Source organism: Wolbachia endosymbiont of Phyllotreta cruciferae, from assembly GCF_918697765.1.
In the GTDB taxonomy this organism is placed as follows: Bacteria; Pseudomonadota; Alphaproteobacteria; order Rickettsiales; family Anaplasmataceae; genus Wolbachia; species Wolbachia pipientis.
Window position 1 is genome coordinate 279180 of sequence record NZ_OU953855.1, and the last position, 15883, is coordinate 295062.

Here is a 15883-nt window from a genome sequence, read left to right on the forward strand (position 1 = left end):
CGCTGATCTTTAAAATTTATTTTAATAGCTTCAAATTTTAACAATATGAACGCGGTGAAAAATCTAGTTATTTGGTTGCTAATAATAGCCACTACTGCAATGCTTATTGATTCACAAAGGGACAAACTAAGCGACAGATTTCTCAGTACTTTTTTACCATATAAAGGAAGAATTCAAAATAGCGGTCAGAATAGTGGAAGTATTGAATTTACGAAGTCATATGATGGACACTTTTATATTCAGGCTCAAGTCAATGATCGCAATATAACGTTTTTGCTTGATACTGGAGCAACCGATATTGTTCTATCACAAAAAGACGCATTACATGTTGGTATTAACTTACAAAATGTTCGAGATTTTAAAATATATGAAACTGCGAAAGGTCAAATAAAAGCTGGAGTGGTTCAAATACCTCAAGTTAAAATAGGAAATTTTTTGATTAATGATGTACAGGCAAGCGTTAACACTCATTCTATGTCTCATTCACTACTTGGAATGAGCTTTTTAAGGTATTTTCATTTCACTATAAGAGATAATAAGTTGATATTATACCGCGACTAAACACTTCTACAATCTACTTATCAAAGCTCTGTAGGTTAATATAGGAGCAGAAATAAATATTGCAGAACAAGTGCCAATCAAAATACCAAAAAAAATGATCAAGCTGAAGTCTTTCACTGCATCTGTGCAGATTAATGCCAAAGGAAGAGCAGCAAGAAGGGTTGTACCCGAGGTTAATATAGTGCGAAATAATGTAGCGTTGATACTTGCATCTACTATCTCACTCATCCGCCCACTTTTACCACTCTTGCAATACTCTCGAATCCGATCGTATATAATTACTGAGTTATTGATTGAATAACCAATGACAGTGAGAAGAGCTGCAACTGATGAAATATTAAACTCAATGCCAGTTAGGCTAATAAAACCAACAGTTAAAATCACGTCATGAATCAGTGCTGTTATTCCACTGAATCCACATTGCCAATTAAATCTAAACCAAACGTAAAAAAATATTCCAACAATTGCGATCAACATGGATAACATTCCTTCAAATATTTGTGTTGAGCTTATTTGTGGGCCAACATAGTCTATTTTACGATAGCTTATTGAGCTCCCCAGCTTTTCTTCTAGTATGCTTTTTATCTTTTTGATTTTATCTTCATCTCCTTCATCTTTAAAACGCATGACTAAATTATCACCCGCTTTTGAACTCTGCACTGTAAAACCATTTTCTTTTAATGCATCGAGAATAGAGTGATTCTCATCTGAAGATTTTATCTCTATCAAAATTCCGCCTGCAAAGTCTATGCCTAAGTTCACTCCACGCAGCACAACAGTGAATATTGAAAAGATGATAAGAATAATGCTAATTAATGCAGTCAAATCCCTATATTTACTAAACTTGATATCGAGGTTGTCTGGAATGAGTCTAAGTGCCATGCTATTTACTTAAACTTGAATTTTATATACTTTTCAAAAAATTCACTAGTTTATTCTGTGATTGTTTGATTATGTCAATTTTTCCATCAGTTAATTCTTGTCTGTCAATTAAGTTCTATCTAGCTTGCATACTACCATTTTGAAGTACATTACAAAAGCGAAATACTGCCAATTTGGCCCATCATTTTATCTCTGCAAGCTTATCCCCCCCTTGCTATGTTAGCAACGCAACCTAAGCTAGGTTCCTTCATAGCAGTGTTAGGTACACTGCCATATCTTTCAAAACTTTCATGCTCTATAGCTTCCTCAACACTTTTTCCTCCTAAAAGACAGTTTTCCCCTAAACTTTTTCCCCTATTTTTTAACTCATTAAGCCTTGCTCTGTTTTCCCCATCAATCTCCACTTTTATTTTATTGCTGCCTTTCTCACTAGGACTTAGATAAATACTTATCTCTCCTACCTCAGTAGTAGAAGACATTTCAATACCACCTTTTGAGACATCCATGTAATTTCTTTTTCCCCCTATTTCTTCTACATTTTCAACTCTTACTATACTTTCTCCAATTTTGAGTATGCCAACTCTTAAATTTAAGTCTTTGGCTTTTTCATTGTTTAGGATTTCTGCAACTTCAACAATACTATCTTGCAAGTATTCTATACAAAAATATCTATTATCCTTGTCTACTCCTAATACATTTTGAGTCTGCTTGCTTTTGTTTACAATACTTTCATATGCTAAACCTTTTAGCTTGCTTTCAATTTCCTTACATTTCTCAGAAAGACCATCATCAAATCCATTACAAGTAACTATCTGCTCAAACTCATTCCCATCGAAAAAATTATGGCGTTTTACTTTCCCACCTTCTAACAATAAATTACTAACAATGCTTTTGATAATGTCCTCTTCGGACACTTCATTTTTTTTGTTACAGTTTTGACCTTTACTTTCTTTGTTACAGTTTTTATCTTTACTTTGATAGGGAAAGTTATCAAATACAAAAGTGTTACTTCTGTTACTTATATGACTACCACTAGTAAGATCTTTTATTTCTTCAAATACTGTATTTGTTACAGTTTTGTTACAACAACTACATTTTAAATTTAACATTACTTCTTTTTCTAAGTATTTAGCTACTATGCACTTAATACTTTCTGGAGTATTTTTTATATCTTTTTGTTCATTTTGTTCTGTTATACCTCTCACCTCCCCACAGCATTTATCAATCAGATCCTGTTTACTTTGAGTTAACGACATTTTTAGTTTCATAAAAAGTGAGTCTTTTAGAAAAGGATTATCATCTTCTAGGTCCCGATCATTTTCTGAATCCAAATCATCTGTTAACTCCATTGAATCAAGATTACCTGAACTATAGTACGAACCCTTTTTTGAGTCCGAACTATCTTCTGAGTTCCCATCACTATCTGACCAATTGTCAACTTTCGGAAATTCTGAGCTTTTCTGTTCACCTTCAAAAGTCTGATTACTACCACCAGCGCCCTTTGTCAAATTTTCTTTATTTTCACAAGAACCACCTAAAGAATAGCCTTGACCCTCTTCTTGATCTGAAGCACTTAATTTACTATAAGTTGCTTGACTATAACCATTGAAGTTATAACCTAAACCATTACTACCATGCTGTAAAGGATCGCTTTCAAAAGTTTGTGGATTATCACTTTCACCTAACAAACCACCATTTGTTGGATTACATACATTTTCTGTATATTTTTGATTATTTTGTGCTTCTATTTTCCTCTTCTTGTACAACGGTTCAAACTGATCAATTTCAATCGATCGTACTCGTTTCCTTGAAGGAAAGTCCTCTGGAATCTGATCCTCATCGTCAGAATTGTGACCTGAATCACAAATTACATGATCATTGCAGGTAGAATTATGCTCTTGACTAATCAAGGAAAGCTGAATTAGATTGCTAAAAACAATATTATCTAGCTGTACTGAATCAGTACTTTCAAAAATTTGTGGATTATTACTCACGTCTGGCAAATCACCTGATAAACCAGTCTGATGATTATTTTCACCTACCCAACCATCAGTTGGTGTTGGAATGCATATTCCTGTATATCTTTGGCTATCAAGAGAATCATTAGTTAATTGTACTGCTGTATAAGTTGTCCGGTCATCCTCATCATCGGAACTAATACCTGAATCATGGCCATCACCTTCTTCAATCTTTTGAGTTTCTATATCGTGTTCATTTATTTCGCTCGACGAATCATAGTTGGAAGGGTTATACTGTTGATTAGGACGTTTAAAAATTTGACGCCAATCGCTGTAAGGCTCCTTAAAATCGAAAGGAGTGCGTATAACTTTTTCCTTGCCTGATACCCCACCATTCATATTGTATAACCATTACTCACTAATCCCTTAGTGAATATCGTAATATATAGGTCTGTCAATAAAAAAATATAACTTTCTTTGGTTCTAACCTTTGCAAATCAGTATCTATAGCTCGGTAATTTCTCATACGTTGCACTCTGGACCTAGGAGCGTTGTTAATAAAATCCACGACAGCTAGACAATCCTTGCTCGTCCACTAAAAGGAAAAGCAGCAAGGAGCGAACCAAAAGCGATAAGAAAGGATCCAAGCCAGATTATAGACATTCCAGGTTTATAGTGCACTTTGGCTGCGATTTTGCTCTTACTCTTATCAATCTCTCCAATTACAACATAAATATCAGAAAGCAAATTGTGGTAGATACTGCTTTCAACATTTTTCTGACCTTCCGCAAGGTAAAATCTATATTCAGGAGTTACTTCACCTAATATCTTATTATTCAGCAAATTCCTGATATCCATTGTACCCCTCACTGCATGGAAATTTTTTTCTTTTATTAGCTCAATATTGCGTAAAGTAACTTTAAATTTATTGACTGTTATGCTATCCCCTATTTTTAAGTAATTTTCTTTTTTCTCCTGCCAACCAACTGAATAAGCTATACCAAGCACTAGAATTGCCACTCCAGCATGAGCAAGCATCATTGCATAGTAGGACTTAGAAACTCTTCTTGCTAATAAAATTGATTCACCAAATGCTACCTTAAATAAACGAATTCTTTTACTGTATGCTTCTAAAACAAAGATTAATAATGCTATGGAGATAGTAATTGATAGCACAATTATTAGCTCCATGTGAAAGATAAACGGCAAAATAGCTGCAGCACTGCAGAATGAAAATCTATATTCACGGAATATTGGCAATAGACTATTTCCCTGCCAACTGCAGTATTGCCCGATCATGGTGAGCACTAGAATAGCTAGTGCAATAGAGTTAAATAAAGAATTGTAATATGGTGCTCCAACTGAAATTAATTCACCGGTTAAATACTCAAGCACTGTAGGGTATAAAGTGCCAACGAACACGATGAAAAAGGCAGTGATGAATAATAAATTGTTCATCAGTATCATCGTAAAGCGTGAAAAGAATCTTCTACCCTCTGTCACTTGAGTAGCAAGTTTCTTTCTGGATTCCAGTGTCAAGCATTGGAATGACATCGCAGGCGTGTGATTTTTTCTCGTAAATACTAAAAATATTACTAAGCTACTGACTGTAATTACACCAAGTAGAGCTAATATATATAGTCCATATCTTGGGTCATCTGCAAACGTGTGCACTGAGGTAAGTATTCCTGAGCGGACTAGAAATGTTCCAGTCACACTCAATATAAAAGTTGTAAGCGTAAGTAAAATAGCAAAGTTCCTTAAAACATTGAAATTCCGTACCACGAGCAACAAATGTGTCAGCGCTACTGCAATTAGCCACGGCATCAAAGAAACGTTTTCCACTGGATCCCAAAACCAAAATCCACCCCACCCAAGTTCGCGATATGCCCACCAGCTACCCAAGCTGATGCCCAAAGTGAGCAGCGACCAAGAAATAAGTACCCAAGGCCTGACAATTTTAGCCCAAACATTTCCTTCAGTATTTAAAATTAATCCAGCTATAGAGAGCGAAAAAGGAACGCTAAATCCAAGGTACCCCAAATATAATATCGGTGGATGAATAGCAAGGCCTATATCCTGCAATATCGGATTAAAACCCAATCCATCTGTTTCAATGCCTGGCATTTTAGTGAAGGGGCTGGATTCAATTAAAGTGAACAGCAAAAAACAAAAGCAAATCAGCCCATGAGTGATAAGAGATATTTTTTTTAATTTACTACCATTAGTTCGTTCTGGTGTCATTCCAGTGCTTGACACTGGAATCCAGTTTTTATTACACTGCCATTTGATGTACTCATTTGCAATTAAATTGTCTGGATCCCAGTGTCTGGGCACTGGGATGACAGAGGGGGAAACTGGGATGACAGAGGGGGAAACTGGGATGACAGAAGGTATATAAATATCCATTAGTAATAAATACATGACAAGCACTAAGGTCCAAAGCAACATGGACCCTTCTTTGTTTCCCCAAACACCACAAATCTTGTAGATCAAAGGTTTTGTTGTGTGTGAGTGGTAGTATACGTTTTCAAGTGAAAAATCATTTGTAATGTGGCAGTAGATCAAAATAGCCATTGACGCTGATACACAAAAAAATATGGCAGTGGTAATAAACCGACAAGAACTAAGCGGTAAAAACAAATATGTCAAAGACAATAAGCAGGCTAGCAATAGCAATATATTCCCAAGTTCAGGCATAAAAAATTATAGTTTTTATATAAACAATATTACTGATGACAAGTTAGAAGTTAAAGTGTTAATTGATGCTAGCATAATGCTCCCGTAGTTAGCTGTGCTAGTATTAATTAAAAATTAAATATTAAATCTTTATACTTTTATAGATAGCGTTAATATTGAGGTAACATTGTGGGTACAACTAAGATTAGTAAATTTCCATTCAATATAAAAGGTAAAGTGGCAAAACAACATGCCGAACCAATAATCGAAAAAAATCTCTATACTATTTTAGGATTCAAAGATATAGAAGATTTTGAAAATAAGACAAGTAAACTTGTTAATAAAAAAGTTTGGCAATCATTTGTTGACTGTTTTGCAAAAGAAATAGATTATGCAGCAACCGAAGAAGTTGTAAAAAACATCGTTTGTAACATTGCAAAGAGTGATCAAGGTAATGCTTTTACCAAAACTGAACATCTCATATTAAATGAAAAGCAAGATAATAAAAAGAGAGAAAAAGCGATTAGAAAAGCTATTAGTATTTTGAGAAAAATCAATCCAGAAAAAGCCTTTAATGAACTTTCAGTAATAAAAAAACAAGCTGAAGATTTTTTACAAACCGATTTTTGTAAAGCACAGAGTAAATCACTTCAAGGATTTGCTCCCTCTGGTGGACAGCTCTTTGCGGAAACTCTGAAATATATAGAAACACTAGAAAGATTATCCGAAGTAAAAAAAGAAGGGCTAGTTAGAGATTTCTTGTTAAATCATGTTAGTTTATTGAATAAAAAGTATCCTAAATCACAAGGTAAAAGGGAAGATGCTATAACAATACTATCAAGTGATGAGTTGAAGAATTTTTACAATAAAGGTGTAAAAGAAGGAATGTTACAACCAATGGCATCTTACAAAGGATGCAGAAACCTGTATGACAAAATGAACCAGATAAAAAATGAATCCAAAAGTATAATTAAAAGAGAAGAACGGGAAGAAAATTTAAAGAAAATAGATAAGTCGATAATCAGCGCAATTAATGACATAAAAAAACATAGAGAAGCAATCCTTAACTGTAAAGACTTTCAAAATTCTTACATAAAAGAGAAAAAAGAACATCCATTTAGAGCTTACTTTTACCCACAATTTTGAGAGGTTATGATGTGAAGCATAACAATGCTCTCCTTAAGGTTTTCATAGCCCCGCCATAGAGTCATAGACCCTGGTAAATTATCACTTTTTCTATTCATAAATCACCCAATTTTCCTAACCAAATAATAGCTTGTTTTATGTTTGGAGGTTCTTCGGGTAATGTTGCTACCCGATACTCACGCATGTAAAGGACCTTCCACTCTTCGTTGCTTAAAATTTTAGTACAAATTTCCATGGGATTTGATAAAGCCACTTTTGTCAAATATAAAATTTTAAACGCGATTATACTTTTTATAGCAATTAACTTCTGTAATCTTTCTTTTGTAGCTAAGCGGGAGCTTTCTATCTTACATCCTGATTTTAAAATCCTAAAATACTCTTCAATTTTCCACCTTAGCTTATACCAATTTATCTTTTCTATGGCATCTAAAGTATTATTAATCGGTACATTAGTTAGTAGAGTCCAGTCGATAGCTTCCAATCCATCAGGAGGATTTGTTTCTTTTGCACTTACCACATATACAGGGATTTTATCACTTATTTTATGTATTGTATCTTTTGACCCATAAATGGAAGAAGATCTGATAGGTATATAGCCTTTCATATACTTAACTTCAATATTAGCTTTCCTTGATCTCTGGTTTCCACCTTTAGTAACTTCTAGAGAAATTTTCTTTTTTACTGGCAGTTGAGTGATGCGTGTTTGCAAATCTGTTTTTCCGACTTCAGTACAGATAAATCTTCTATTAGCTCGATTGCGGATTACATAAAAACTACCTAACGTCTCAGCCACCCATAAAAATTTGAAGATGTCTGCTTCCCTATCACCAAGGGTAACAAGTTGTACATTTGGAGGAAGGTTGTTTATAGTTTCTTTAAGAGCTGTTATCCACTTATAACTTTCTTTTTCTTCTATGGAGGTACGGTATTTTCTGTTTGCTTTTTCTTGTGCCGTTTCTTCTTCCCTAATAGAACGCGCCCAACATTGTTGGGAAGATAGACCTAAAGGTAATCCGTCTCTGCTGACTATTAAGGCACTATGCAACAGTAAACCCATTTTATGCTTTGTATAAGCTTTAGAAATACTGCCTAGTCTCTTGGTCTTTATACTTACTTTTACCCACAAATATAAATGTTTGTTGCATAGCTCTTAATGGCATAACTTTTGCTTGAAATAACTGTTTATATGGTGCAATTTACAGCTTTTAGTTGCTAAAATTATAACTCTTAGTTTAATAATTTTAATCTAATAAGCTTTCAGGTTAATAAAATTAAATTATTTGAGTAAATACAATACTATGTTTTTATTTGTGGGTAATAGTAAGGTCTTTATATGAGAGTCAAAATCCAAATAACTTGTATCTTGAACTGAAAAGACCAACTGGTTTCCTTTTATTCTTTCCTTAGTTTCTTTATAATGGGAAGAATAAATTTCCTTATCTTCAAGCTTTTCATTGCTAAATAATCTATATGCACCCTTAGCTTCTTTCCACCCACTACAGCTTTGATTAATTGAACCAGATGCCTTACCCTCTATGCAATAACTTGTTTTTATAAGCCTTTTATTAAGCCTTTTATCTCCCAAATTAATGTGTTTTAACTCTCTTTCCAGCCATTTATCCCATAAGTGTTGAAAGTATCAAAAATAACGTGATATGAGATGATCAACGGCATGTAAATTACCTCCCGACAGTAAAACAATCGAACGTATAAAAGAGTCATTTAGATCCAATGTGAATTGCAGTAATGCTATTTTGAACCCATGTAGATTATTTTTGATTTTATAAACAAGAAATAACAAAGCCGTAATAATAATCATGTAAATATACACCTTCATGCCATTCATAGTATGGCTTAAAAAGTGCTTATATCCAAGATTTTGCTTTATAAATTTAAAGAACACTTCTATATCCCATCTGCGCCTATATAGCTCTGTTACTTCATAAGCTGGCATTTCAAACAAGTTTGTCAAAAACCATATTTCATCTCCAATTTTATTTCTGATTTTTATTAGCCGTAGATCATGCTTTTCTGCCACTTTACCTCGTGCACGATAAAGATTAACTATTATATCTTCTAAAATCTCTGATCCATCCGATTTTTGTTCTCTTATAACTTTGTTCCTGCTTATAACATCATGTTTTCTTCCTACTTTAACTCTTGTGATAAATTTGTACTCCTTTTCATCAAATTCGGCAAAAGTTCCAACTTTTCTGATTCCTCTATCAAATAATAAAATATCCTCTTTTTCAACTTTAGCTTCATTAATTGCTCTCACTAATGCTATATCTTCACTACTTTCTTCTTGTCCTTTACAAAATCTTATACTTGTCGGCAATTGATCCTTTAATCCTACACTCACTTTAACTTGACTGTCGTTACTTTTACCGCCTATTTTTAGCCCATCTTTTATGAGATATCCCGATAAATTTATGATCGTCGAATCAAACTTATGTAAGTTATTTGATGTTTTTTGGGGTAATAGCTTTTTAATCTTGCTCATCAAATCAATATATACTCCCTTAAAATATTCTGGATTTATAACTTTTAACCTTTTTGACAAACCACTGTATGTTACTGTACTTTTATCGCTATTCTTATCCATTATACACCTGTTTATTACCATTTCTAGCGCTCTTAGGCTTGTTTTTTGCCCCATTAATATTAACTTCATTAGACCTTTAAATATAATCTTGCCCAACAATTTAGTATTACATTTATCTACTTCACTTAATTTTCCTAGCCTTTCTAAATCCTCATCTTTTATTAAATTTAGTACTCTTTCTATTTGATCCATTATTGCCTCCATTTTCTTGCAATAATAGTTCTTTATGTCTTTTTTGTGTTACTTTCAACACTTATGCCATTTATCCCCTAAGCCATCTGTATATTGCACGCTTGTACTTGTTTCTATCATTTTGATCCTAAATTATTTAGCTTACTCACTTTTTACATTTGTGGGTAAAAGTAAGCATTTAGAGGCAACGCATGTCAAAAAATGATTGATATATATCAAGAGAGAATTGTTGGATATCAGGAGAAAATTCGTCAAAACTTAAACCAAATAAAAGCGATATTAAAAAGTGCGCCGCAAGAAATGGATGATGTGGAAGAATTCGAGGAAATAATTGATGATATACATGAAGCAAAGCAGTGTGATGAAATTTTTGATTCAGCTTTAATTTGTTTATCGAACATACAGAATGAGCTAGATATTCAGCTGGAAAATCCTTCAACAGAACTCAGAGTTTCACACATTAACGTTAAAACTGAGCTAACTAGGTTATAAGAACCAAATCTTTAGGGTAATGAAAGCACTTTAATTCAAGACAGCTCTTAGTCTGTGTTTTAATTTGGTTGTGTTTTATTAAAAAAACTTTAAATTTATTTTATAATCGATACTCAAATATAATGACTCAAACTTGGGATTTGTTGCAAACAGGGCAAAAGGAAGGCTATAAAATTGCGTATACTAATGCTCGTATTATCGACCCGGAAACTAAACTTGATATAAAAGGTTCATTATTGACTGAAGGGGATAAAATTGTTGACTTTGGTGAATCATTATTTTCAACAAGTGGAGTTGATGAAACAATAGACTGTAAAGGGCTTGTTCTAATGCCAGGCCTTATTGACATTCACGTACATTTTCGTGAACCAGGCCAGGAACATAAAGAAACTATATATACAGGCAGCAAATCTGCAGCTGCGGGGGGAGTTACAACTGTAGTTTGTCAGCCAAACACTGTTCCAGCAATTGATAGCGTTATTTTGGCTAAATATTTGAAATATAGAGCACTTGAAACTTCACATGTAAACGTTGAATTTTACGCTAAAATCACCACTTCGGAAGAAAAGTTGACTGAAATGGCACTTTTAAAGGAAGCAGGTGCGGTTGGGTTCACTGATGATGGCATGCCAGTTATGAACCCAATGATTATGAGACAGGCGCTGCTTTATTCAAGTATGCTGAATGTTCCTATTGCTCAACATGCAGAAGATTTAAATTTATCTGCTGGTGGCGCAATCAACGAAGGTAAAATTTCTGAAGAATTGGGAGTAAAGGGGATCTTGAGTGCGTCAGAATCGGTTATGGTAAATCGTGATATACTGCTAATGAAGGATATGGAAAATGTGCACTACCATATTCTACATGTCTCTTCAAAAGATTCACTTGATGCTATTAAACGTGCAAAAGATTTGGGATTAAATGTTACGTGCGAAGTAACCCCTCATCACTTCACTTTGACTGAAGATATAGTAAAACAACATGGGGCAATTGCAAAAATGAATCCGCCGCTTCGCACTGAAGAAGATCGTTTAGCTATGGTTGAAGGTTTAAAGACAGGTGTGATTGATTGCATTGCAACTGATCACGCTCCGCATGATCGTAGTTCTAAAGATCTACCACTTGAAAATGCTGCATTTGGTATTGTTGGTCTTGAAACAATGCTGCCCCTTTCACTTGAACTCTATCACAGTGGGCAAATGGGTCTACTTGATGTGCTTGCAAAATTGACATATAAGCCTGCAGATATAATACACATACCACGTGGTCGTATACAAAAAAACCTTGCTGCAGACTTAATTTTAGTTGACCTCAATCATGAATGGGAAATTAAAACTGACAACTTTGCTAGTAAATCAAAGAATTCTCCTTTCGATGGTCGCAAAGTAAAAGGACACGTAGTACGTACTGTTGTGTCCGGCAAAACTATATACTCGCAGAAGAGTTAGTTATCATATCTTATCTATTCCAATTTGTTATCACCAGAATGGGCTAAGTGCACCTAAATTTAAATTAAGAAATCTTACACTGTCTCCGAATAAACACATCCTCTTATCTTTCCCTAATCTGTAAAGTTATTTTGTCTATCAATCTGATTCCAAAACAGCAAAATTATTGTATAATGTTACTTTGAAGTTTTATTTTCAATGCACAAGTTTGCAATACTTTTTTCTATACTGCTTGCAATAGTTGCTTACTACCTAAACAATGAAATCATATTTGAAATAGCAAAGCTATTTAGTGGTATCTTTATCAGCTTGCTCAAATTAATAAGCTTACCTCTGGTTTTTTTATCCATAGTTTCCACAATTTCCGGGCTCAAAGACTCAATTGAAATCAAAGTCTTAGTTAAGAAAACACTATTTTATACTCTGCTTACAACTATTATAGCTGCGTTTGTTGCATTATCGTTTTATTTGTTAATAGATCCAGCAAGAAAAAATTTCATAAGTAATACAATAGGGAGTATTAACAGCAATAACCACAGTTATTTTTCATATTTAAAATCACTCATTCCTTCTAATTTTGTGCAAGTTTTTCTTGAAAATAATATGATTGGTAGCATATTAATCGCTTTTTTGATGGGTGGAGCTATTGTTTCACTTTCAAAAGAAAAGCAGGATATATTATATCAAGTATTCTCTGCACTTTTTGATACGCTACTTAAAATTGCTCAAGGGTTATTAAAATTTATTCCGCTTGCTGTTTGGTCTTTTATTACTTGTTTTTTGCATGAATTAAAAGGCGGTAGTGAGTTCTACAATCTTTTATGGTATTTTGTTTGCATAATGTCTGCAAATTTTGTGCAGGCATTTCTGATCTTACCGCTATTTATGTGGTATAAAGGCATATCACCAATTCAAACGCTGAAAGGGGTTATGCCAGCACTCACACTTGCGTTTTTTTCTAAATCATCCAGTGCAACATTGCCAACAACTATAGAATGTGTGCAGAACAAGCTAAAGGTGCCAAAGAAATTATCGTCTTTTATTTTACCAATATGCACAACAATTAACATGAATGCATGTGCTGCATTTATACTAATCACTGTAATGTTTGTTGCAGAAATGAACGGATACGTATTTTCCTTAAGCGAAATGTTGATATGGATTTTTTTAGCTACAGGGGCTGCAATTGGTAACGCTGGAGTGCCGATGGGGTGCTATTTTATGGCAACCAGTTATCTCATGTCGATGAATGTTCCTCTGCATATTATGGGACTGATTTTGCCTATTTATACAATCATCGATATGTTTGAAACTGCAATAAATGTGTGGTCTGATGTTTGTATCACTCAGATAATTAATAAAGAATGTAATAGTGAAACTTAAAAAATGATATTAGACGAAAATAACCTAATAATAAAAGAATTTAAAGAAGCAGAAGCAATTTTGCATGGGCATTTTGTTTTATCATCCGGGCTGCATAGTGACACATACATACAGTGTGCGAAGATTTTTGAAAATCCAAGCAGAGCCATGAAAGTTTGCGCATTATTAGCAGATAAAATAAAAAAAGAATTAAATAGCTCCATAGATTTAATATTATCTCCTGCAATTGGTGGAATAATTGTGGGTTATGAGATTGGCAGGCAGCTTGGAATAAAGACAATGTTTTGCGAGCGCGTTAATGGTAAGTTTGAATTACGCCGTGGATTTAAGATCAAAAAGGGTGAGAAAATATTGCTCATTGAAGATGTAATAACCACAGGTAAATCTTCACTTGAAGCAGTGGAATGTGCAGAAGGGGAAGGAGGTAAAGTTGTTGCTGAAGCTTCTTTGATAAAGAGAAATAGTGAAACGAAACTGCCTTTTCCTGTCATATCTTTGATTGAACTGAACATCAAAAACTACAGCGAGGAAGAACTTCCAAGTGAATTAAAACAACTACCCATAACAAAACCTGGGAGTAGGGAATATTTAACAAAGTAATCCTATAATATCTTGGAAACACAGCATTTATACACAGCTTTAGTTATTTACTCCAAGTGTATTTTATGTATACTTATTACTAAATTAATTTTGAAATGATAGAAAATGAACGAATTTAAATCGATCCGAAATATAGCAATAATCGCACACGTTGACCACGGTAAAACTACTTTACTTGATAACATGTTAAAACAAAGTGGCACATTCCGCGAGAATCAAGAAGTTCAAGAACGAGTGATGGATAGTGGCGACCAAGAACGTGAGCGCGGGATTACAATACTTGCAAAATGCACATCAATAATGTGGGGTGATGAAAAAATCAATATTATTGATACGCCAGGGCACGCAGACTTTGGTGGAGAAGTAGAAAGGGTATTGTGCATGGCAGACGGCGTGTTGCTGCTGGTTGATGCTGCAGAAGGTCCCATGCCACAAACAAAATTTGTGCTCTCAAAAGCACTAAAAGCAAATTTGAAGCCAATTGTGATAATCAATAAGGTCGATCGACCAGACAGCAGAATTGATGAAGTATTAAATGAAATATATGAGTTATTTTTTAACCTTGATGCAACCAACGAGCAGCTAGATTTTCCAGTGTTGTATGCTTCAGGTAGAAATGGCTGGTGTGCTAAGGAGCTTTCTGATGAAAGAAAAGATTTAAGCCCATTATTTTCAACGGTTATAGATTATATAAAACCTTCTGTTTATAATCAAAATGCACCTTTTGCTATGTTGGTCACTCTACTTGAGTCTGATAAGTTTCTTGGCAGAATATTGACAGGAAAGGTTTATCAGGGCATTGCAAAAGTCAATTCAGATCTTAAGGTGCTTGACCTCGATGGCAAAGTAATTGAACGAGGAAGATTAACTAAGTTGCTCTCATTTTCTGGCTTGAAACGCATTCCAGTAGAACAAGCTGTGGCAGGAGACATAATTGCAATTGCAGGGCTTGAGGAAGCTTCAGTTTCAGACACTATAGCAGCACCAGAGGTTACAACTGCAGTAAGCTCAACTCCAGTTGATCCGCCGACAATGGCGATTACTCTGAGTGTTAATGATTCACCTTTTGCTGGGCAAGAAGGTACAAAGCTTACCTCAACTGCTATAAAGGATCGCTTGTACGCGGAGGCAGAAACAAATGTTGCAATTACTGTGACTTTAGCACCAAGCGGTGAAGCGTTTGAAGTAGGTGGACGTGGTGAGCTACAGCTTGGGGTGTTAATTGAAAATATGAGGAGAGAAGGTTTTGAGCTTTCGGTATCACGCCCTCGAGTGCTATTTAAGGAAGAAGATGGCAAAAAACTTGAACCTATAGAGGAAGTAGTAATTGATGTAGATGATGAATATAGTGGAATCATCATGGAAAAACTCAGCTTCCGTAAAGGTGAAGTAACTGACATGAGACCTTCTGGTAATGGCAGGACAAGATTAACGTTTTTAGTGCCATCAAGAGGATTAATCGGTTATCAAGGAGAGTTTTTAACTGATTCTCGTGGCACAGGCATAATTAACCGTTTATTTCACAGTTATGCTCCACATAGAGGTTCAATTTCTGGAAGGCGCAATGGAGTTTTAATTTCTACAGATAAGGGTGAGGCTGTGGCATATGCAATTTTCAATTTGCAAGACAGGGGAATTATGTTTATTAAGCCACAGGATAAGGTATATTGTGGCATGGTTGTCGGCCAGCATAGCCGTGACAATGATTTGGAGATAAATGTGTTAAAGGGTAAGCAATTAACAAACGTAAGAGCTTCAGGTAGTGATGAAGCTATAAAGCTCACTCCACCAAAGATAATGACACTGGAGGATATGATAGCGTATATAGATGATGATGAATTGGTGGAAGTAACTCCAAAATCTATACGTTTACGCAAGAAATTCCTTGATCCAAATGAACGTAAGCGTGCAGGAAGGGCAAAGAATAAGGAGTAATC

General features: G+C 34.6%; 13 protein-coding genes. 7 read left to right on the forward strand and 6 right to left on the reverse strand.

Going from position 1 to position 15883, the window contains the following annotated elements:
* Positions 1 to 45 precede the first annotated feature (45 nt).
* Entirely contained in the window at positions 46 to 561 is a 516-nt protein-coding gene (locus NL281_RS01355) for a TIGR02281 family clan AA aspartic protease (protein ID WP_253303452.1), read from the forward strand.
* A 6-nt stretch (positions 562 to 567) separates the two neighbouring features.
* Here the strand turns inward: NL281_RS01355 and secF are convergent, their stop codons facing one another.
* From secF to NL281_RS01370, 3 genes are all read right to left on the reverse strand, one after another.
* Positions 568 to 1443 (reverse strand): protein translocase subunit SecF, encoded by an 876-nt coding sequence (secF, locus tag NL281_RS01360; RefSeq protein WP_253303453.1) that lies wholly within the window; start codon positions 1441 to 1443, stop codon positions 568 to 570.
* A gap of 200 nt (positions 1444 to 1643) precedes the next feature.
* Positions 1644 to 3800 (reverse strand): hypothetical protein, encoded by a 2157-nt coding sequence (locus tag NL281_RS01365; RefSeq protein ID WP_253303454.1) that lies wholly within the window; start codon positions 3798 to 3800, stop codon positions 1644 to 1646.
* A 174-nt stretch (positions 3801 to 3974) separates the two neighbouring features.
* Entirely contained in the window at positions 3975 to 6101 is a 2127-nt protein-coding gene (locus NL281_RS01370; protein WP_253303455.1) for a heme lyase CcmF/NrfE family subunit, read from the reverse strand.
* Positions 6102 to 6269: 168 nt separating this feature from the next.
* Between NL281_RS01370 and NL281_RS01375 the strand changes: the two genes are divergently transcribed.
* A complete protein-coding gene (locus tag NL281_RS01375) occupies positions 6270 to 7226 on the forward strand; it encodes a hypothetical protein (RefSeq protein WP_253303456.1) in 957 nt (318 codons plus the stop codon).
* 94 nt (positions 7227 to 7320) lie between these two features.
* On the opposite strand, the gene NL281_RS01380 is transcribed toward NL281_RS01375, so the two are convergent.
* The 3 genes from NL281_RS01380 to NL281_RS01390 all read right to left on the reverse strand — a co-directional run bounded on the left by NL281_RS01380 (position 7321) and on the right by NL281_RS01390 (position 10035).
* The gene (locus NL281_RS01380) at positions 7321 to 8352 is read right to left on the reverse strand and encodes an IS4 family transposase (protein ID WP_253303376.1); all 1032 of its coding nucleotides are present in this window, start codon (positions 8350 to 8352) and stop codon (positions 7321 to 7323) included.
* A gap of 150 nt (positions 8353 to 8502) precedes the next feature.
* Complete coding sequence (locus NL281_RS01385; protein ID WP_370274045.1) at positions 8503 to 8838, reverse strand: IS4/Tn5 family transposase DNA-binding protein; 336 nt, start codon at positions 8836 to 8838, stop codon at positions 8503 to 8505.
* A 27-nt stretch (positions 8839 to 8865) separates the two neighbouring features.
* Positions 8866 to 10035: an IS4 family transposase gene (locus tag NL281_RS01390; protein WP_253303197.1), complete on the reverse strand. Its 1170-nt coding sequence runs from the start codon at positions 10033 to 10035 to the stop codon at positions 8866 to 8868.
* Between the two features lie 189 nt (positions 10036 to 10224).
* Between NL281_RS01390 and NL281_RS01395 the strand changes: the two genes are divergently transcribed.
* The 5 genes from NL281_RS01395 to typA all read left to right on the forward strand — a co-directional run bounded on the left by NL281_RS01395 (position 10225) and on the right by typA (position 15881).
* Positions 10225 to 10515: a hypothetical protein gene (locus NL281_RS01395; protein WP_253303458.1), complete on the forward strand. Its 291-nt coding sequence runs from the start codon at positions 10225 to 10227 to the stop codon at positions 10513 to 10515.
* Positions 10516 to 10637: 122 nt separating this feature from the next.
* Entirely contained in the window at positions 10638 to 11963 is a 1326-nt protein-coding gene (locus NL281_RS01400) for a dihydroorotase (protein ID WP_077188568.1), read from the forward strand.
* 198 nt (positions 11964 to 12161) lie between these two features.
* Positions 12162 to 13346, forward strand: coding sequence for a dicarboxylate/amino acid:cation symporter (locus tag NL281_RS01405; RefSeq protein WP_253303459.1), 1185 nt, complete (start codon positions 12162 to 12164; stop codon positions 13344 to 13346).
* A 3-nt stretch (positions 13347 to 13349) separates the two neighbouring features.
* Positions 13350 to 13946, forward strand: coding sequence for an orotate phosphoribosyltransferase (gene pyrE / locus NL281_RS01410; protein ID WP_006279657.1), 597 nt, complete (start codon positions 13350 to 13352; stop codon positions 13944 to 13946).
* A gap of 105 nt (positions 13947 to 14051) precedes the next feature.
* Positions 14052 to 15881, forward strand: a complete 1830-nt coding sequence (gene typA, locus NL281_RS01415; RefSeq protein ID WP_253303460.1) for a translational GTPase TypA — start codon at positions 14052 to 14054, stop codon at positions 15879 to 15881.
* Positions 15882 to 15883: the final 2 nt, after the last annotated feature.